This is a genomic window from Amycolatopsis sp. cg5, assembly GCF_041346955.1.
GTDB lineage: Bacteria > Actinomycetota > Actinomycetes > Mycobacteriales > Pseudonocardiaceae > Amycolatopsis.
In genome coordinates this window covers 85,198-101,741 of the sequence record NZ_CP166849.1, presented here as the reverse complement: position 1 = coordinate 101,741, position 16,544 = coordinate 85,198, and the positions used below count along the sequence as shown (strand labels likewise).

Genomic DNA, 16,544 nt, shown 5'->3' with positions numbered 1-16,544 from the left:
ACCATGACCCAGGACACATTTCGAGCACGGACTCCTTGAGGTTGCCTCGTAGTTGACACTGTGTCAATATCACTGACCCGGAGGTGAGCATGCAGATCCTGGAACGGGTACCGCGGTCGTTCGTCACCTTCGGCAGGGTCCTCGTGCTCGCGGTCGACGCGCTGCGCCACATCCCGCACAAACGCTTCCCCTGGAAGGAATTCGTCCGGCAGGCCTGGTTCATCACCAGCGTTTCCATGGTGCCGACGTTGCTCGTCGCCGTTCCGTTCGGCGTGATCGTGTCCGTTCAGGTCGGCAGCATTTCGCAGCAGGTCGGCGCGACCTCGTTCATGGGCGCGGCCAACGGGCTCGGCGTGATCCGCCAGGGCGCGCCGATCGTCGTCGCGTTGCTGCTCGCCGGCGCGGTCGGTTCCGCGATCTGCGCCGACCTCGGCGCCCGCAAGATCCGCGACGAGATCGACGCGCTCGAGACCATGGGACTGTCCGCGGTGCAACGCCTGGTCGCGCCCCGGCTCGCCGCGACGCTGCTGGTCGCGGTGCTGCTCTGCGGCATGGTCTCGTTCACCGGCGTCGTCACCGGCTACGTGTTCAACGTCCTCGTGCAGAGCGGCACGCCGGGCAGCTACGTCGCGACCTTCGCCGCCTTCGCGCAGCCTGCCGACCTGATACTCGCCGAGCTCAAGTCGGTCATCTTCGGCGGGATCGTCGCGGTCGTCGCCTCGTACAAGGGACTCGCGGCCAGTGGCGGGCCGAAAGGCGTCGCCAACGCGGTCAACGCGGCCGTCGTGCTCTCGGTCGTGCTGCTCTTCGCCGTCAACGTGATCATCACGCAGCTCTACGCCGTGCTGTTCCCGCAAAGGATCGCGTGATGGCCGTCGGCTCGAAACACCCCGTCATCCCCCGGCCGATCACGGCCGTCGCCGGGAAGCCGTACGACGCGCTCGTCGGCATGGGCCACCAGATCACCTTTTTCGTCAAGGCGTTCGCCGCGATTCCGTTGACGCTCAAGAACTATCGCGCCGAGGTGTTCCGGCTGCTCGCGGACATCAGCTGGGGCAGCGGCGCGATCATCGTCGGCGGCGGGACGATCGGGGTGATGGCGTTGCTCGCCGTGTTCACCGGCGCGTCCGTCGGGATCGAGGGCTACAACGCGCTCGACATCCTCGGCATGGCGCCGCTCACCGGGTTCGTTTCGGCGTACGGGAACACTCGCGAGATCGCGCCGCTGATCGCCGCGGTCGCGTTCGCCGCGCAGGCGGGCTGCCGATACACCGCGCAGCTCGGCTCGATGCGGATCTCGGAGGAGGTCGACGCGCTGGAGTCGATGTCGATCCGGCCGCTGCCGTACCTGGTGACCACCCGGATGCTGGCCGGGTTCCTCGCGATCATCCCGCTGTACTCGGTCGGGCTCGCCGGGAACTACCTGGCAACGCAGCTGATCCTCAGCGGGCTCTACGGCCAGTCGTCCGGCACGTATCTGCATTACTTCCAGGCCTTCCTGGTGCCGATGGACGTGTTCCTGTCGGTGGTGAAGGCGGTCACGTTCGTCGTGGTCGCGACGTTGATTCACTGCTATTTCGGCTATTACGCGTCCGGCGGCCCGCAGGGTGTCGGCGTCGCGTCCGGGCGTGCGATCCGCGCGAGCATCATCGTGATCGTCGTGCTGGACATGCTGATGACGCTGGCGTTCTGGGGCTTCGACCCGGGAGTGCGGATCTCGGGATGACCTACATCGACCCCTCCGGACGAGGACCGCGCGCCGCGACGCTGGCCGTGCGCGGTGTCGTCTATCTGGCCGTGCTTCTGCTGATCGGGACGTTCCTGCTGCTGCAGTCGCGTGGCGCGTTCCGCGACGACTTCGCCGCCACCGCGGTGGTTTCGGACGTCGGCGACGGGCTGCCGGTCGGGTCGGACGTCAAGGTGCGCGGGGTGCTGGTCGGCACGGTCGCGGCCGTCGAATCGCAGGCGGGGGCCGCGCGCCATGTGGTGCGCCTGAAGCTGCGGCCGGAGCAGGTCAGCGGGATCCCGGCTTCGGTGAAGGCGCGGATCGTGCCGACGAACATCTTCGGGTCGCCTTCGGTCGAGCTGGTGCCCGCGCCGGGCGACACCGCGCCGTTGACCGCCGAAACCGTCATCACCAGCGACGATTCGCAGGAGACGGTCCAGCTGCAGACCGCGATGACCAAGCTCAAGGACATCCTCACGGCGGTACAGCCGTCGAAGGTCAACGCCGCGCTGACCGGGATCTCGCAGGCGCTGGCCGGTCGCGGCGAGCAACTCGGGAACATGGTCGGCAGGCTCGATGACTACCTGACCGCGCTGAACGCGCAGACTCCGGCGTTCAGCCACGACATCACCGCGCTGGCGTCCGCGCTCGAAGGCCTGCAACGCACCGCGCCGGCCCTTCTGGACACAGTGGACAGTGCGCTGGTCACCACGAAGACCATTGTGGACAAACAGCAGCAGCTCGCGGCTTCGCTGGCCGGTGGCGCGGTGGCCGTCGACACCGTGCGCGGGTTCATGAACGACAACGCCAACCGCGTGATCACCGTGATCAAGCAGAGCCGTCCGATCGTCGGCACGATCGCCAAGCAGAGCGGCGCGATCCCGGTGTCGTTCGACGCGCTCGGCCGGGGCGCGACGGCCGTGTCCAGCGCCTTTCCCGGCGGCAAGCTCACGATCGACCTGGTCATCTCGCTGTCGCCGTTCCACCTCTACACGCCGGCCGACTGCCCGCGGTATCCCGGCATGAACGGCCCGAACTGTGGCCGCCGGTTCGAGAATCCGCTGCCGCCACCGGCTCCGGTCCCCGTCGAAGCGCCCGACGTCATGCCGCAGGGTGGCACGGTCGGGCCGGTCGGCAGCCCACAGGAGATCGAGCAGCTCAACAACCTGATCGGCGGCAGCGGCTCGCTCGGCGACCTGCTGCTCGGGCCGATCCTGCGCGGCTTGACGGTGGTGGTCCCCCGATGAGCGTCCGAGGTCCGCTGATCAAGCTCGTCGTGTTCGCGGTCGTCGCGATCATGGCGACGACGTTGATCTGGACGACACTGCAGAACACCGTCAGTGGCGAGACTTACGGCTACAGCGCGGAATTCACCGATGTTTCGGGGCTGAAGGTCGGCGACGACGTGCGCATCGCCGGGGTGAAGGTCGGCCGCATCGAGGACATGGAACTCGTCGACACGCGCGCCGAGATCAGCTTCTCGGTGCAGCGTGACCAGCCGATCTTCGAGAACACGCGTGCGCTGATCCGGTATCAGAACCTGGTCGGCCAGCGGTATCTCGCGCTGCTTCCCGGTGCGGGGCAAGCGAAACCGCTCACCGACGGCGCCCGCATCCCGCCGGAGCGCACCGAGCCGTCGCTCGACCTGACCGCGCTGCTCAACGGCTTCGAGCCGCTGTTCTCGATGCTCGAACCGGCCGACGTCAACCGGCTGTCCGAGAACATCGTGCGCGTGCTGCAGGGCGAAGGCCCTGCGTTGACCAGCCTGCTCACCCAGAGTTCGCAACTGACCGGCGCGATCGCGTCGCGCGACGACGTGATCGGCCAGGTGATCACGAACCTGACCGGCGTGCTCGATCACCTGTCCGGCAAAGGCGATCAGCTCCAGCAACTCGTCGGTCAGACGAAGAAGCTCGTCGACGGGCTCGCCGCCAACGCCGACCCGATCTTCGGCGCGGTCGAGCGGATCGACAAGGTCAGCGGCGCGATCACCGGGTTGATCGGCGACATCCGGCCGGCGCTGAAGGACGACATCGGCAAGTTCAACCAGGTCGCGTCCCTGTTCCTCAAGGAGGGCCCGACCGTCGAGGCGACGCTGCAAGGCCTGCCGGGTTTCCTGGGCGGGCTCGCGCGGATCAGTCACTACGGCTCGTGGTGGAACCTGTACGCCTGCGCGATCGACATCAACCTCGCGCCGCTGCCGTCGGGAATCCTGCCGAAGCTGGGCGGGGACAAGCACACGGAGGTGTGCCGATGATGGCTTGGCTGAAGTCACGGAATCCCTTGTGGGTAGGGGTGATCGGAGCCGCGGTCATCGCGGTGCTGGTCGCCGGGTCGGTCGCGTTCGGTGAACTCGGCATCGGGGATGCCAGGCACGAAGCCGAATTCGCGCACTCCGGCGGCATTCGCGCCGGCGACGAGGTGCGGGTCGCGGGCATGGGCGTCGGCGAGGTCACCTCGACCAGGCTCGACGGCGACAAGGTGCTGGTGTCGTTCCGTACCCGTCGCGGCGTGCACCTGGGCACGGCCACCCGTGCGTCGATCAAGCTCGCGACGCTGCTCGGCGGGCGGTACTTGGAACTCTCGCCACTCGGCGAGGGTGACCTGTCGGATCGCATCACGCTGGCACGGACTTCGGTGCCGTTCGACCTGCAGAACGTGGTGCAGACGGGCACTCCGGCCGTCGAGCAGATCGACGCCGTGAAGCTGCGAGAGTCGTTGCAGGTGCTGACGGACACGTTCCGCGGCACCCCGGAGGTTGGCCGCAAAGCGCTCGACGGGCTGTCGCAAGTGTCCGAAGTGGTCAGTAAGCGGCAGGGTCAGATCAGCCAGCTGATTTCGAGTGCCGACGGGATCACCAAGCTGCTCAACGAAAACCGGACCCAGGTGTTCGCGCTGATGGGCCAGGCGGACGTGCTGCTCAAGAAGCTCGTCGCCCGTAAACAGCTGATCACGAACATCCTCACGGACTTCCAGCAGCTCACCACCCAGCTGCAAGGGCTGCTGAACGACAATCGGCCGCAGCTGCAGCCGTTGCTGGCGAACCTCGGCGGGGTCACGGACATCCTGGAGCGCAACAACGCGGCGGTCGGCGAGGCGTTGAAGCTGCTCGCGCCCGCCGCGCGGTATCTCACCAACTCCGTCGGCGACGGCGACTACCTCACGATCAACCTGCCGTACGCGATCTTCCCCGACAACCTGTTGTGCCTCACCGGCGCGGTGAAGGGGTGCAAATGAAGGCACTCGTCCTCGTGCTCGGCGCCGTCGCGGCGGTGGCGACCAGCTCCTGCGCGGCCGTGGAGGCACCGCACATCACGGTGAAAGCGCAGTTCAGGGACGCCGTCGGGCTGTACGTCGGCAACGACGTGGCGATGCTCGGCATCCCGATCGGCAAGGTCACCAAGATCGAACCACGCGGCATGTCCGTGCAGGTCGAACTGGAGCTGGACGCCGACGCGAAGGTCCCGGCGGGCGCGGGCGCGGTGACCGTCTCGCCGTCCGTGGTCACCGACCGGCACGTCGAGCTGACGCCCGCGTATCGCGGCGGGCCGACGCTGCGCGACGGCGACCTCATCCCGCTGGAGCGCACGCGGACGCCGGTCGAGATCGATCGCGTGCTCAAGGCCGTCGACACACTCGCCGGTGAGCTGACGAAGACCGGGGTGCTGAAGGACGCGACCGACGTCGCCGCCGACAATCTCGCAGGCAGCGGCGACAAGATCCGGGCGACCGTCGAGGCGTTGTCCGGCGCGGTCGACACGATGACCGGCAAGCGTGACGCGTTGACCGGGTTGATCAAGAACGTCGACACGCTGACCAAGGCGGCCGCCGACAACCAGGCCGTGATCACCTCGTTCACCCAGAACCTGACGCAGGCGAGCGAGCTGTTCGCGAAGGACGCTCCGTCGCTCGGCGAGGCGCTGACCAGGCTCAACGGGCTGCTCGACGAAGCCGTCTCGCTCATCGGCGAGAACCGCGACACCGCGCAGAACACCTTGCGCAGCTTGAAGATCACGACCGGCACGCTGAGCGACCACACACGTCAGCTCGCCGAGTCGGCGGACGTGCTGCCGCTGCTGTTCCAGAATCTCGCCAACGCCGCCGACCCCACGACCGGGCAGCTGCGGGTGCACATCGACCCGGCCGAGATGCTGCTCGACGGGCAGCTGATCAACATCCTTTGTGGACACGTCGGCGTGCGGCTGCCCGGCTGCGGCTCCGGCAAGCTCGGCGACTTCGGGCCGGATCTCGGGATGACCGAACTGCTGCTGGGGGCGACCAGGAAATGAGAGTCCTCCTCGCTTTCGCGTCCGTGCTCCTGCTGGCCGGGTGCAGTGTCACCGCGGCCGATCTACCGCTGCCCGGCGGCGATGTCGACGGTGAGACCTACGAGCTGAACGCGGTGTTCACGGATGCGTTGAACCTGCCGGACAAGGCACGGGTGAAGCTCGACGGTGTCGTGATCGGAACGGTCGAGAGCATCAGCGCCAAGGACTTCACCGCGCGGGTGCGGATGGTGGTGCAGAAGGCCGTTTCACTGCCGGAAGGCACCACCGCCGAGCTACGCCAGGCGACCCCGCTCGGCGACGTCTTCGTCGCGCTGCACCGCGGCAAAGGCCCCGTGCTGGCGCCGGGTGCGACGCTGGGCGTCGAGTCGACCTCGTCGGCGGCGACCGTCGAAGACACGCTGGCCGCACTGTCCACTTTGATCAATGGCGGCGGGCTGGGTCAGCTCAAGACCATCACGCACGAGGTCAACGCCGCGCTCGACGGCAAGGCCGACCAGACGCGGCACCTGATCGGCGAGCTGGACACGACGCTCAAGACGTTGAACGCCCGTACCGCCGATATCGACCGGATCTTGGCTTCCACCAAGGCTTTGAGCGGACTGGCCGGTCAGCGGCAGGGCACGATCGACGCGGCTTTGTCGGACATCGCGCCCGCGTTGCAGGTGCTGTCCGACCAGACCGGGCGGTTCACCGAGGTGCTCACGAAGGTCGCGGACGCGGGTGACACCGGCGCTCGCGTGCTCGGGCAGACCAGCGCAGACCTCAAGGCGATGCTGCGTGACCTCGGTCCCGTACTCGACGGTTTCGGCGCGCTGCACGACAATCTCGGGCCGACGCTGCGCAGCCTGGTCACACTCGGCAAGCTCGTCGAAGGCGCGACGAAGGGCGAATCGGGCGTCGGCATCGCGCGGTTCGCCGGGATCACCAATCTGCCCGTGCTGGGGCTCGGCGACCTCAACGGCGCGCTGGGCACCATCTCGGACAACATCAGCGACCTGATCAGGAAGCTGGGTGCGCCGCGATGAGAATCTGGCTCTCGACCATCGGCCTGGTGACCGTGTTCGCGGTCGGGCTCGCGTATCTGCTGCTCGGCGTGGTCCGGATAGACCCGACCGCGGAAGTCATGACCATGCGGGTGAACCTCGCGCAGTCCGGCGGCCTGCTGGGGCGCTCGGACGTGACGTTCCGGGGGTATCGCGTCGGCAACGTCAAGCAGATCCAGCTGGTGCCGGGCGGAGTGGCCGTCGACATCGAGGTCGACTCCGGCGCGAAGATCCCCGCCGACACCGAGGCGGTCGTCGCGAGTCTTTCCGCGGCGGGCGAGCAGTACCTGGACTTCCGGCCGCGCACGGACGCCGGGCCGTTCCTGGCGAACGGCGCGGTGATCGAGGAGAAGAACACGAGCACGCCGACGCCGTTCGCGCAGCTGCTCGGCCACGTGAACGGCCTTGCCGGGCAGGTCGACCCGCGCAAGCTCACGCTGGTGATCGACGAACTCGCGAAGGCGTTCGACGGCACGGGCCCTGACCTGAAGAAGCTGCTGGACGGCGGCGACTTCCTGCTCGCCGGGTTGGAAGGCGTGCTGCCGGAGACGGTCAGCATCCTGAACAACTCGTCGGTCGTGCTGGACACGGCGAACGGGTTGACCGACGAGCTGTCGCGGCTCGGCACGGCAGGCGTGCGGCTCGGCGACCAGCTGCGCAAGTCCGACCCCGAGATCCGCACGCTGCTCGACCACAGCCCGGCGGCGTTCGACCTCGTCGACGGTCTGATCAAGGAGAACAAGCCGACCATGGCGGCGCTGCTCGGCGACCTGTCGACGGTCAGCGAGGTGGTCAGCATGCGGCTGCCCGCGATCAGCGCCTTCCTGCCAGAGCTGGCCAACGGCGGCAACGCGCTCGCCGCGATCGTCCGTGGCGGCGCGATCCAGACACTGGTCGACGCCTATCCGCGCGCCGGTTGCGATTACCACACCCCGCGCCGCCCGCCGACCATCGGCGGCAGCCCGCCTCCCCCGCTCGACGTGCACTGCACCGACACCCGCGTCACCGTGCAGCAACGCGGCTCCCAGAACGCGCCGCGACCTGGGGGACCTGTGCCGATGCCCGTACCTGTTCCCGCCGCCGCTCCGGAGGTGCCGACGTGGTTCACCCGCTATCCGCAGCTGCTGGGCCAGTAAGGAGAATCAGCGTGGACGTACTCGAAGAGGAAGAAACCGTCGAGGCAAAGGAAAAGCGCCCGTTCCCGGTACGCAAGCTCGGCCTCGCGCTGCTGGCGCTGGCCGTGCTCGTCGCCGGCGCCTTCTTCGCCTGGCAGTACAAGACGAAGTCGGACATCCGCGCGGCAGGCGACGCCGCGCTGGCGACCGCCCGCTCCTACGCGGTCACGGTGACCACGTACGACTTCCAGAACCTGGACCGCAACTTCGCCGACGTACTCGACGGCGCGACCGGCGAGTTCAAAGACCAGTACACCGGCGCCTCCGGCTCACTCCGCCAGCTCATCCAAGAGGCCAAGGCGACCGCACGCGGCACGGTCGTCGAATCCGGCCTGAAGTCGGCGACCGCCGACCGGGCCGAGGTGCTGCTGTTCGTCGACCAATCGGTCACCAACGCGGCCACCAAGGATCCCCGCGTCGACCGCAACCGGGTCCTGATGACCCTCGAACACCACGACTCCCGCTGGCTGGTCTCCTCGCTCCAGCTCCTCTAGTCAGACGCGGACGCCGAGCCGGGCCAACAGGGCCAGCGGGCGTTGGTAGTAGGGGCCGAGCAGGCGGGGGATCGCGTCGAAGACGTAGGCGTCGGCGCCGATCAGGATGCGCGGGCGGTTGCGCTCGACGCCGCGGATGATCGCGCGGGCCGCTCCTTCGGGGCTGGTGCGGGCGATCTGGGCGAACTTCTCCGCGTCGCCGGACTCGGTGCCGCGGGCGTCGCGGGCGATGTTGGTGCGGATGCCTCCGGGGTGGACGCAGCTGACCTTGACGGGGCGCTTGCCGATCAGCATCTCCTGGCGCAGCGACTCGGTGAAGCCGCGCACCGCGAACTTCGCCGCGTTGTACGCGCTTTGCGTTGGCACGCCGACGAAACCGAAGACGCTCGACACGTTGACCAGGTGCCCGTCACCGGAGGCGATGAGGTGCGGGAGGAACGCCTTCGAGCCGTGCACGACGCCCCAGAAGTCGATGTTCATCACCCAGTCGAGGTCTTCCCAGCGCATCTGCTCGACCGTCGCCTGCAGCGCCACGCCCGCGTTGTTGACCACCAGGTTGATCGCGCCGAAGTCGGCGACGACCTCGTCGGCGTGGTCGAGCACGGCTTGCCGATCGGCGACGTTCAGCTCGTACGCCTTCGCCTCGGCGCCGGCTTTTTCGCACAGCGCGGCCGTTTCCGCGACGCGCGTCAGGCTGACGTCGGACAGCGCCAGCCGCATCCCGCGCTCGGCGAGCGCCAGCGCGAGTGCCCGGCCGATCCCCGAACCCGCGCCGGTGATCGCCGCGACCTTGCCGGCCAACCGTTTCATCAAGCCACTCCCGTCAGTTTGCGTGTCCGTGAGCCGGTGAGCTCGAAGTCACCGGTGTCCACCTTGCGTGTGCGCAGCCAGTACTGCCAGGTGAAACCGGGCCAGATGGTCCGGTTCACGCCTTTCGAGTCGAGGTACCAGCTCGTGCAGCCGCCGGTGCTCCACACCCCGCTCGCGAGTTTGCGCTGGATCTCGGCGTTGAACGCGGCCTGCACGCTCGGCCGCACTTCGAACGCCTCCGCGCGGCTGCGCCGCACCATCTTCATGGCGTCGAGCGCGTACCGGATCTGCGATTCGATCATGAACACGACCGAGTTGTGCCCGAGCCCGGTGTTCGGGCCGAGCAGGAAGAACGCGTTCGGGAACCCGTTGACCGTGATCCCGAGATGCGTCTGGATGCCCTCGTCACGCCAGTGTGTCGCCAAGTCGACACCGCCGCGGCCCTTGATGTCGAGGTAGTCGAACGAGTCGGTGACGTGGAACCCGGTCGCGTAGATGATCGCGTCGACCTCGCGCTCGACGCCGTCGGCCGTGACGATCGAGTGCTCGCGGACCTCGTGGATGCCGTCGGTGATCACGTCGACGTGATCGCTGGTCAGCGCGCGGTAGTACTTGTTCGAGCCCAGCACCCGCTTGCAGCCGAGCGTGTAGTTCGGCGTGACCTTGCGCCGCAGCTCCGGATCGGCGATCTGCTTCGCGATGTGCCGCTTGCCGAAGTACTCCCCCACCTTGAGGATGCCGGGGTGGCCGTTGAAGCCGACCGCCAACGACTCGGCCGTCCAGTACACCGCGTTGCGATAAGCCTTGCGTACCAACGGAACGCGCTCGAAGAGCCGCTGCGTCGACTCCTTGATCCGGCCGTTGCCGCGCGGCAGCACCCATGGCGGCGTCCGCTGGTAGAGGTGCAGCTCGGACACGTCGCCGACGATCTCCGGCACGAACTGGATCGCCGACGCGCCCGTGCCGACGACCGCGACCCGCTTGCCGTGCAGGTCGTATCCGTGGTCCCAGGTCGCCGAGTGGAACGAGTGCCCCTTGAACCGCTCGATCCCGGGCAGCGCGGGGATGTTCGGGATGTGCAGCGCGCCGACGCCCGCGACCAGGAACTGCCCGCGATACTCGCCTTTCGAGGTGCCGACGACCCATTCGTTGTCGCCCCACTTCGCGGAGGTGACCTCCTCGCCGAACCGGATGTGCTCGCGCAGGCCGTACTTCTCGGTCAACTCCTTGAGATAGTCCCAAATCTCGGGTTGGCGTGAGTACGCGCGCGACCAGTCGGCCTTGGGCTCGAACGAGTACGAGTACATGTGCGACGGCACGTCACAGGCACAGCCGGGATAGCTGTTGTCGCGCCAGGTGCCGCCGATGTCGTCGGCCTTTTCGAGCAGTACGAAGTCGTTCCGCCCCTGCCGCTTGAGCTGAATGGCCATACCCAGCCCCGAAAAGCCGGTGCCGACGATGATCACCTCAGGCATGCGCGATCCTCCAGATCCGGGCCGTGGCCGTTTCCGCCGGCAGTGCGGTCACCGAGCCGTCCTCGGCAGCAGTTGCGACCGACGCCAGAGCGCGCGGACGAGCCTGCCCTTGAGCATCCCGGACTCCTCGAAGAACGCGACGAGCTTCTCGGCCATGAACGCCAGCGTCTGCCGGTAATGCGGGTTTTCCAGCGCGGCGCGGCGGCCGTCGCGCGGCCGGATGCCGACCGCCTTGTACACGCGAGGGTGGATCAGCATGAACGCGACGAGATTGGCCGCGATCGCGATGACCATCCGGTTGACGAACAGCTCGAAGCGGTTCAGCCGGGCGGCGCTGCGGACCAGTTCGGTACGCGCGAAGCTGATGTGGCGCGCCTCTTCCAGCACGTGGATGCGGTTCAGCATGCGCATGTGCGGCTGGACGTTCTCGTCGTTCATGGTCTCGCGCTGACCGCGGTCGAGTATCTCCTCGATCAGCAGCGCGAGCCCGTAGCTGGCAGGCCCGACCGGCAGCAGCGAGATGAACTTCATCGCCCGCGCGGCGGCACGCGGCTGGCGGTACGCGCGGATGCCGGACTTCTCGATGAACCTGGCGAACATCGTCGAGTGGCGGCATTCGTCGCCGATCTCGGTCAGTGTGTAGCGCACGCGTGGCGTCGCCGGATCGCCTTCGGTGACCAGGCGCAACAGGATGTGCATGAGCGCGGCCTCGGCGTAGATGCCGTAGCTGACCATGCTGACGGCCTCGTGTTTGCCCAGTTCGAGGCGTTGTTCCTGGGTCATCTCCTGCCACAGCTCGGTGCCGTAGAGGGTCACCCGGTGGTCGGGCATGAACGCGACGCCGTCCTGCCATGGCGCGTCCCAGTCGATGTCGACTTCAGGGTCGTAGTAGCGGTCGGCCGACGAGGTGAGCAGGCGCCGGGCGACTTTCTCCTTGTCAGGAGCGGTCATCGTTGAACCCCCTGCACTGTTACCTGAAGTAACCAGTACCAGCAGTACGCGGTACTTCCGGTACTATCCAACGCATGCCCGGGAGTGTCAACCGTCACCGGACGGACGCCCGCACCGAACGCTGGCGCGAGCACAAGCTGGCGCTGCGCCGCGAGTTCGTCGACGCGGCCTTCCGCGCGCTCGCGCAACACGGCCCCGAAGTCAGCATGGACGAGATCGCCGCCGAAGCTGGCACCGTCAAACCCAAGCTGTATCGGCATTTCGCGGCCAAATCGGACCTGGCGGGCGCCGTGTCCGAGCGGATGGGCGAAATCCTGTGGCAGCGGCTGCTGCCCAACATGAACCTGCGCGACGCACCACGCGTGACGATCCGACGCGGCCTCGAGGCGTACGTCAACGTCGTCGACGAGTACCCGAATGTCTTCAAGTTCCTCATGCGCACCGACTCCGAGCCGCTGATGGAGAGCGGCAAGGAGATCGCTGGCGTCATCGCGAACGTGCTCAAGGAGTTCCTCAGCGCCACCGATCTCGACGCCGAGCTGGCCGATCCGAGCGCGTATGCCGTGGTCGGCGCGGTCGGCGCCGCGACCGAATGGTGGATGCGCACCCGCACGATGCCCAAGGACAAGTTCGTCACGCACCTGGCCACCATGACCTGGGGCGCGCTCGACGCGGTGCTGCGCGAGCAGGGCATCAGCCTCGATCCGGACCGTGCCGTCGAGCTGTGAGGTTGCTGTGCATCAGCCGGGCGTAGGTGTTTTCCGCGCCCGCCCTATGGTGATCTGGTTTCAACGACCTGCCGGACGGGGAAGGAGTGACCATGCGCGTACCGCGGCCGGTTCTCCTCGTGCTCGTCTGTGGCTTGGTCGCGCTGCCGATCGCGGGCTCCGCGGTCATCCTCCAGCCCGACGACACGGCGGTCGCCGAAGCACCGGTCCTCGAAACGCCGTCACCCGAGATCGCGCCACGCGCGACCGTCGAAGCCGCGCCCGAGAGCACCGCCGAGGCAGCACCTGAAGCCACACCCGACGCGGCTCCGGTGGTGCCGGCGGGCATGGCGCCGATCGGCGCGCTGTTCTCCGGCGACGGCCACTACTGCACCGCCAGCGTCGTCCACAGCAACGCGGGCGACCTGGTGCTGACCGCCGCGCACTGCCTGCACGAAGGCGAGGGCGGCGACTACATCGACGACATCTCGTTCGCACCCGGCTACCACGACGGCATCGCGCCGTACGGCATGTGGACGGCCGTGAAGACGCTGGTCGCGCCCGGCTGGATCGAGTCGTCCGACCCCGATCTCGACGTCGGTTTCATCACCGTCCGCCAGAACGGCAACCCGCACCCCATCGAAAGCGTCACCGGCGCGAACGAACTCGGCATCGCCCGCGGCTTCGACAACCAGATCACCCTGACCGGCTACCCCGACGACGCCGAAGCGCCCGTGGTCTGCACGAACACGACCGCGCGCGAGTCGGAGTTCCAGATGCGCGTCGACTGCGCGGGCTTCCCGGACGGCACGAGCGGCGGCCCGTGGGTCACCGGCACCGATCCGGCCACCAAGCTCGGCACGGTCATCGGCGTGATCGGCGGCTACCAGTTCGGCGGCGACGAGGCCGACACCTCGTACAGCAGCTACTTCGACACCGACGTCCAGAGCCTGTACGCGCAGGGCACCGCGCTCGGCTGAGATGATGCGTCCATGAAGCCCATCGTGGACGTGCCGATCACCGGCGAACCCATCCGTCTCGGCCAGTTCCTCAAGCTCGCGGGCATCGCCGAGGACGGCACCCACGCCAAGGACCTGCTCGACGCCGACGAGGTCACCGTCAACGGCGAGACCGAGATCCGGCGCGGCCGCCAGCTGGTGAACGGCGACGTCGTCGGCGTCGGTTCGCAGCAATGCCGAGTCACCCTGACCTGATTTCGCGCCTATCCTCGGACCCATGTGCCGGAACATCACCACCCTGCGTGGCCTGGAACCGTCCGCGACCGCCGAGGAGATCGAGGCGGCGGCGCGCCAGTACGTCCGCAAGATCAGTGGCGTGCAGACCGTCACCGACACCACCCGCGAGGCGTTCGAGGCGGCGGTCGCGGAGATCACCGCGATCAGCACCCGCCTGCTGACCGAGCTGCCGCCGCGCCGTCAGCCGCCCGCGACCATCCCGCCGCTGCGCCGCCCCGAGGTCCAGGCCAGGATCGCCGCGCGCGCTCAGGGCAAGTAGTCCACCGGAATTTACTTCGGCAGAACATTTGTGCCGACGATTCTTCCTGGTAATCGGCGCCTGGCCGAACGATCATGGCTGTATCAGTCATCCGCACGGAAGACTGGATTCCGCGTTTAACCCCCTTGAAACGCGGCCCGTCCCCGGCGCCCGGCCAGCCACGCGGCCGAGCGCCGGGGACTTTCGTCTTGCCAGGCCTTGATCAACGTTCCGAACGCGTGTTCGAAGTTGTCCCCACGGTTGTCCCCACCTGTGGACAACTTCGGATCAGTGCTGGTCAGAGCCAGATTGCGGAAGCGGAGGGATTTGAACCCCCGGTTGGTTTCCCAACGCTCGCTTTCAAGGCGAGTGCATTCGGCCGCTCTGCCACGCTTCCCTGCCCCAAGCCTAACGGGTCACGACTCCAGCTCGGTGAGGTGTTCGAGCACTCGGTCGAAGGCCGCGCCGATGGTCGCCTGCTCGGCCGGGGACAACAGGTCGATCAGGTGCTCGCGGACGCCGTGCACATGCGTCGGTGCGGCCTTCCGCAGCAGGTCGCAGCCCGCTTCGGTGAGTTCGGCGATGACGCCGCGCTTGTCGTCCGGGTCGCGGTCACGGCGGAGCACGCCGGCGGCCTCCATGCGGCCGACCTGATGGGAGAGCCTGCTCTTGGTTGAGCCGAGCATCTCGGCGAGGTCGCTCATCCGCATGCGCTTGCCGTCCTGCATGTCGACGCAGACGAGGACCTCGTAGTCGGTGAGGGAGACGTCGTGCTGGTCGGCCAGCTCGCGATGGAGCCGCTGGCGCAGGCGCAAGGTCGCGACGATGTAGGCGCGCCAGGCGAGTCCCTCCGACTCAGACAGCCATCGCACGTCCGCACGCTCCTCGCTCATGCCTGGCAGAGTAGAACGTTGATCTCGGCCACCCGCGCGCCGCCCGCTGGGTTGTAAGACTCTGCCAAAGATCGCCCGAAGGGGGATTACGAAACGGTTGAGAGTCGGCGGTAAAAGGCGCATCCTTACTTGTCAGAGGGTGGACGGGCCCGTACAAGGCGAGTCACCAGACGGCGCCGGTGCGTGACCTTCCAGCCGGGAAGGACAGGTGGTTGCGTGATCGCTGATTTCCCGCGGTTGACTGCCGGCTGTGTCCCCGCGAGCGGTGCGGACTGATCCCGACCCGCGCGCGATTGTGAACAGCACGCATGGGTTCTTCGTAAGTGCGCTCGGCAAGATTCTCGCGCATTCGGCGTAGTTCGAGCCTGTTTCGGTCACGGCCTCTTCGACCGTGCCGGCAGCGCTGAACGCCGGCCCGGCAGCGGCCAACCGCCGATTCGGATTTTTCGACCTCGATTGACCAGGGGCGCGGCACTGGAGCTTCAGTGTCGCGCCCTTGGCCTGCGCGCGGGCTACGCTGTCGCCGTGCGATTCGACGATGACTCCGGGCTGGACATCTCCGAGATCCAGGACTCGCGTGGTGAAGGTGGCGGCGGTGGGATCGGGAGCCGGGTGGCGCTCGGCGGCGGTGGGCTCGGCATCGTCGGGCTCGTCATCTACTTCCTGTTCTCGCAGTTCGGCGGCGGGCTGAGCCAGCAGGCGGGCGGGCTGCCTGGGCTGGAGAGCGGCGGCTCGACCGGGAACAACACCTCGCTGGCGAACGAGTGCAAGACCGGCAAGGACGCCAACACCAAACACGACTGCGCGATCGTCGCGATCGTGAACTCGATCCAGGACTACTGGACGCAGGAGTTTTCGCGATCCGGCTCGACCTACCGCAAGTCACCGACCAAGTTCTTCACCGGCGGGGTGAACACCGGCTGCGGCAGCGCGAGCTCCGACGTCGGGCCGTTCTACTGCCCCGCCGACTCCAAGGTCTACATCGACCTGTCGTTCTTCGAGGAGCTGCGCACCAAGTTCGGCGCGCAGGGCGGCCTGTTCACCGAGGCCTACGTGCTCGCCCACGAGTACGGCCACCACGTGCAGAACCTGACCGGGGTGTCCAAGAAGGGCACCGGCACCGGCCCGACCTCCGGCTCGGTCCGCCTCGAACTGCAGGCCGACTGCTACGCGGGCGTCTGGGCGAAGCACGCCACGACGACACCGGCCGAGAGCGGCAGGCCGCTGATCACCGACGTCACCCAGGACGACATCAACCGCGCGCTGGACACCGCGTCCCGCATCGGCGACGACTACATCCAGACCAAGCTCGGCGGCGGCCGCGTCGACCAGTCGAAGTTCTCGCACGGCTCCTCGGCCCAGCGCGAGAAGTGGTTCACCACCGGCTGGGAAACCGGCCAGCCCGCCAAGTGCGACACCTTCGCCGCCCGCGACCTCGGCTGACCACAACGAAGAAGGCCCGCCATCTCAACCGAGATGGCGGGCCT

At 67.7% G+C, this 16,544-nt stretch carries 18 protein-coding genes and 1 tRNA gene; 14 read left to right on the top strand and 5 right to left on the bottom strand.

The window, feature by feature from the left end; genetic code table 11:
• Positions 1-89: 89 nt before the first annotated feature.
• From AB5J62_RS00520 to AB5J62_RS00480, 9 genes are read left to right on the top strand one after another with little or no spacing between them, the layout of a single operon-like run.
• Positions 90-869, top strand: a complete 780-nt coding sequence (locus AB5J62_RS00520; RefSeq protein ID WP_370946122.1) for an MlaE family ABC transporter permease — start codon at positions 90-92, stop codon at positions 867-869.
• Complete coding sequence (locus AB5J62_RS00515) at positions 869-1,726, top strand: MlaE family ABC transporter permease (protein ID WP_370946121.1); 858 nt, start codon at positions 869-871, stop codon at positions 1,724-1,726. Before AB5J62_RS00520 ends, AB5J62_RS00515 begins: the two co-directional genes overlap by 1 nt.
• The gene (locus tag AB5J62_RS00510) at positions 1,723-2,973 is read left to right on the top strand and encodes an MCE family protein (protein WP_370946120.1); all 1,251 of its coding nucleotides are present in this window, start codon (positions 1,723-1,725) and stop codon (positions 2,971-2,973) included. Before AB5J62_RS00515 ends, AB5J62_RS00510 begins: the two co-directional genes overlap by 4 nt.
• Positions 2,970-3,983, top strand: coding sequence for an MCE family protein (locus tag AB5J62_RS00505; protein ID WP_370946119.1), 1,014 nt, complete (start codon positions 2,970-2,972; stop codon positions 3,981-3,983). The genes AB5J62_RS00510 and AB5J62_RS00505 overlap by 4 nt, the downstream gene beginning before the upstream one ends.
• Complete coding sequence (locus AB5J62_RS00500) at positions 3,980-4,963, top strand: MCE family protein (RefSeq protein WP_370946118.1); 984 nt, start codon at positions 3,980-3,982, stop codon at positions 4,961-4,963. The genes AB5J62_RS00505 and AB5J62_RS00500 overlap by 4 nt, the downstream gene beginning before the upstream one ends.
• A complete protein-coding gene (locus AB5J62_RS00495) occupies positions 4,960-6,015 on the top strand; it encodes an MCE family protein (RefSeq protein WP_370946117.1) in 1,056 nt (351 codons plus the stop codon). The genes AB5J62_RS00500 and AB5J62_RS00495 overlap by 4 nt, the downstream gene beginning before the upstream one ends.
• On the top strand, positions 6,012-7,040 hold the full coding sequence (locus tag AB5J62_RS00490; RefSeq protein WP_370946116.1) for an MCE family protein: 1,029 nt from the start codon (positions 6,012-6,014) through the stop codon (positions 7,038-7,040). The genes AB5J62_RS00495 and AB5J62_RS00490 overlap by 4 nt, the downstream gene beginning before the upstream one ends.
• Positions 7,037-8,194 carry an MCE family protein gene (locus tag AB5J62_RS00485; protein ID WP_370946115.1) on the top strand — a complete coding sequence of 386 codons (1,158 nt, stop codon included), beginning with the start codon at positions 7,037-7,039 and terminating at the stop codon, positions 8,192-8,194. Before AB5J62_RS00490 ends, AB5J62_RS00485 begins: the two co-directional genes overlap by 4 nt.
• A gap of 11 nt (positions 8,195-8,205) precedes the next feature.
• Positions 8,206-8,727 carry a hypothetical protein gene (locus AB5J62_RS00480; RefSeq protein WP_370946114.1) on the top strand — a complete coding sequence of 174 codons (522 nt, stop codon included), beginning with the start codon at positions 8,206-8,208 and terminating at the stop codon, positions 8,725-8,727.
• Here the strand turns inward: AB5J62_RS00480 and AB5J62_RS00475 are convergent, their stop codons facing one another.
• The 3 genes from AB5J62_RS00475 to AB5J62_RS00465 are packed head-to-tail and all read right to left on the bottom strand — an operon-like array spanning position 8,728 to position 11,963.
• Positions 8,728-9,537: an SDR family NAD(P)-dependent oxidoreductase gene (locus AB5J62_RS00475; RefSeq protein ID WP_370946113.1), complete on the bottom strand. Its 810-nt coding sequence runs from the start codon at positions 9,535-9,537 to the stop codon at positions 8,728-8,730.
• Entirely contained in the window at positions 9,537-11,012 is a 1,476-nt protein-coding gene (locus AB5J62_RS00470; RefSeq protein ID WP_370946112.1) for a flavin-containing monooxygenase, read from the bottom strand. Before AB5J62_RS00470 ends, AB5J62_RS00475 begins: the two co-directional genes overlap by 1 nt.
• A 48-nt stretch (positions 11,013-11,060) precedes the next feature.
• Positions 11,061-11,963, bottom strand: coding sequence for a diiron oxygenase (locus tag AB5J62_RS00465; protein ID WP_370946111.1), 903 nt, complete (start codon positions 11,961-11,963; stop codon positions 11,061-11,063).
• A gap of 74 nt (positions 11,964-12,037) precedes the next feature.
• Between AB5J62_RS00465 and AB5J62_RS00460 the strand changes: the two genes are divergently transcribed.
• The 4 genes from AB5J62_RS00460 (at position 12,038) to AB5J62_RS00445 (ending at position 14,185) form a co-directional block, all read left to right on the top strand.
• Positions 12,038-12,691: a TetR/AcrR family transcriptional regulator gene (locus tag AB5J62_RS00460; RefSeq protein ID WP_370946110.1), complete on the top strand. Its 654-nt coding sequence runs from the start codon at positions 12,038-12,040 to the stop codon at positions 12,689-12,691.
• A gap of 92 nt (positions 12,692-12,783) precedes the next feature.
• Positions 12,784-13,650 (top strand): trypsin-like peptidase domain-containing protein, encoded by an 867-nt coding sequence (locus tag AB5J62_RS00455; protein ID WP_370946109.1) that lies wholly within the window; start codon positions 12,784-12,786, stop codon positions 13,648-13,650.
• A gap of 12 nt (positions 13,651-13,662) precedes the next feature.
• On the top strand, positions 13,663-13,884 hold the full coding sequence (locus AB5J62_RS00450; protein WP_370946108.1) for an RNA-binding S4 domain-containing protein: 222 nt from the start codon (positions 13,663-13,665) through the stop codon (positions 13,882-13,884).
• Between the two features lie 22 nt (positions 13,885-13,906).
• A complete protein-coding gene (locus AB5J62_RS00445; protein WP_370946107.1) occupies positions 13,907-14,185 on the top strand; it encodes a DUF2277 domain-containing protein in 279 nt (92 codons plus the stop codon).
• Between the two features lie 291 nt (positions 14,186-14,476).
• Here the strand turns inward: AB5J62_RS00445 and AB5J62_RS00440 are convergent.
• Together AB5J62_RS00440 and AB5J62_RS00435 are read right to left on the bottom strand one after the other, a co-directional pair.
• A tRNA-Ser gene (locus tag AB5J62_RS00440) sits at positions 14,477-14,561 on the bottom strand.
• Between the two features lie 19 nt (positions 14,562-14,580).
• Positions 14,581-15,057, bottom strand: a complete 477-nt coding sequence (locus AB5J62_RS00435) for a MarR family winged helix-turn-helix transcriptional regulator (protein ID WP_370946106.1) — start codon at positions 15,055-15,057, stop codon at positions 14,581-14,583.
• 525 nt (positions 15,058-15,582) lie between these two features.
• Here AB5J62_RS00435 and AB5J62_RS00430 point away from each other — a divergent pair.
• Complete coding sequence (locus AB5J62_RS00430) at positions 15,583-16,500, top strand: neutral zinc metallopeptidase (RefSeq protein WP_370946105.1); 918 nt, start codon at positions 15,583-15,585, stop codon at positions 16,498-16,500.
• The last annotated feature ends 44 nt before the right edge of the window (positions 16,501-16,544 follow it).

What these genes read in the sequence shown, in the direction of transcription:
- AB5J62_RS00520 (WP_370946122.1), top strand. Translation starts at nt 90, where the DNA reads ATGCAGATCCTGGAACGGGTACCGCGGTCGTTCGTCACCTTCGGCAGG.
- AB5J62_RS00515 (WP_370946121.1), top strand. Translation starts at nt 869, where the DNA reads ATGGCCGTCGGCTCGAAACACCCCGTCATCCCCCGGCCGATCACGGCC.
- AB5J62_RS00510 (WP_370946120.1), top strand. Translation starts at nt 1,723, where the DNA reads ATGACCTACATCGACCCCTCCGGACGAGGACCGCGCGCCGCGACGCTG.
- AB5J62_RS00505 (WP_370946119.1), top strand. Translation starts at nt 2,970, where the DNA reads ATGAGCGTCCGAGGTCCGCTGATCAAGCTCGTCGTGTTCGCGGTCGTC.
- AB5J62_RS00500 (WP_370946118.1), top strand. Translation starts at nt 3,980, where the DNA reads ATGATGGCTTGGCTGAAGTCACGGAATCCCTTGTGGGTAGGGGTGATC.
- AB5J62_RS00495 (WP_370946117.1), top strand. Translation starts at nt 4,960, where the DNA reads ATGAAGGCACTCGTCCTCGTGCTCGGCGCCGTCGCGGCGGTGGCGACC.
- AB5J62_RS00490 (WP_370946116.1), top strand. Translation starts at nt 6,012, where the DNA reads ATGAGAGTCCTCCTCGCTTTCGCGTCCGTGCTCCTGCTGGCCGGGTGC.
- AB5J62_RS00485 (WP_370946115.1), top strand. Translation starts at nt 7,037, where the DNA reads ATGAGAATCTGGCTCTCGACCATCGGCCTGGTGACCGTGTTCGCGGTC.
- AB5J62_RS00475 (WP_370946113.1), bottom strand. Translation starts at nt 9,537, where the DNA reads ATGAAACGGTTGGCCGGCAAGGTCGCGGCGATCACCGGCGCGGGTTCG.
- AB5J62_RS00470 (WP_370946112.1), bottom strand. Translation starts at nt 11,012, where the DNA reads ATGCCTGAGGTGATCATCGTCGGCACCGGCTTTTCGGGGCTGGGTATG.
- AB5J62_RS00465 (WP_370946111.1), bottom strand. Translation starts at nt 11,963, where the DNA reads ATGACCGCTCCTGACAAGGAGAAAGTCGCCCGGCGCCTGCTCACCTCG.
- AB5J62_RS00460 (WP_370946110.1), top strand. Translation starts at nt 12,038, where the DNA reads ATGCCCGGGAGTGTCAACCGTCACCGGACGGACGCCCGCACCGAACGC.
- AB5J62_RS00455 (WP_370946109.1), top strand. Translation starts at nt 12,784, where the DNA reads ATGCGCGTACCGCGGCCGGTTCTCCTCGTGCTCGTCTGTGGCTTGGTC.
- AB5J62_RS00450 (WP_370946108.1), top strand. Translation starts at nt 13,663, where the DNA reads ATGAAGCCCATCGTGGACGTGCCGATCACCGGCGAACCCATCCGTCTC.
- AB5J62_RS00445 (WP_370946107.1), top strand. Translation starts at nt 13,907, where the DNA reads ATGTGCCGGAACATCACCACCCTGCGTGGCCTGGAACCGTCCGCGACC.
- AB5J62_RS00435 (WP_370946106.1), bottom strand. Translation starts at nt 15,057, where the DNA reads ATGAGCGAGGAGCGTGCGGACGTGCGATGGCTGTCTGAGTCGGAGGGA.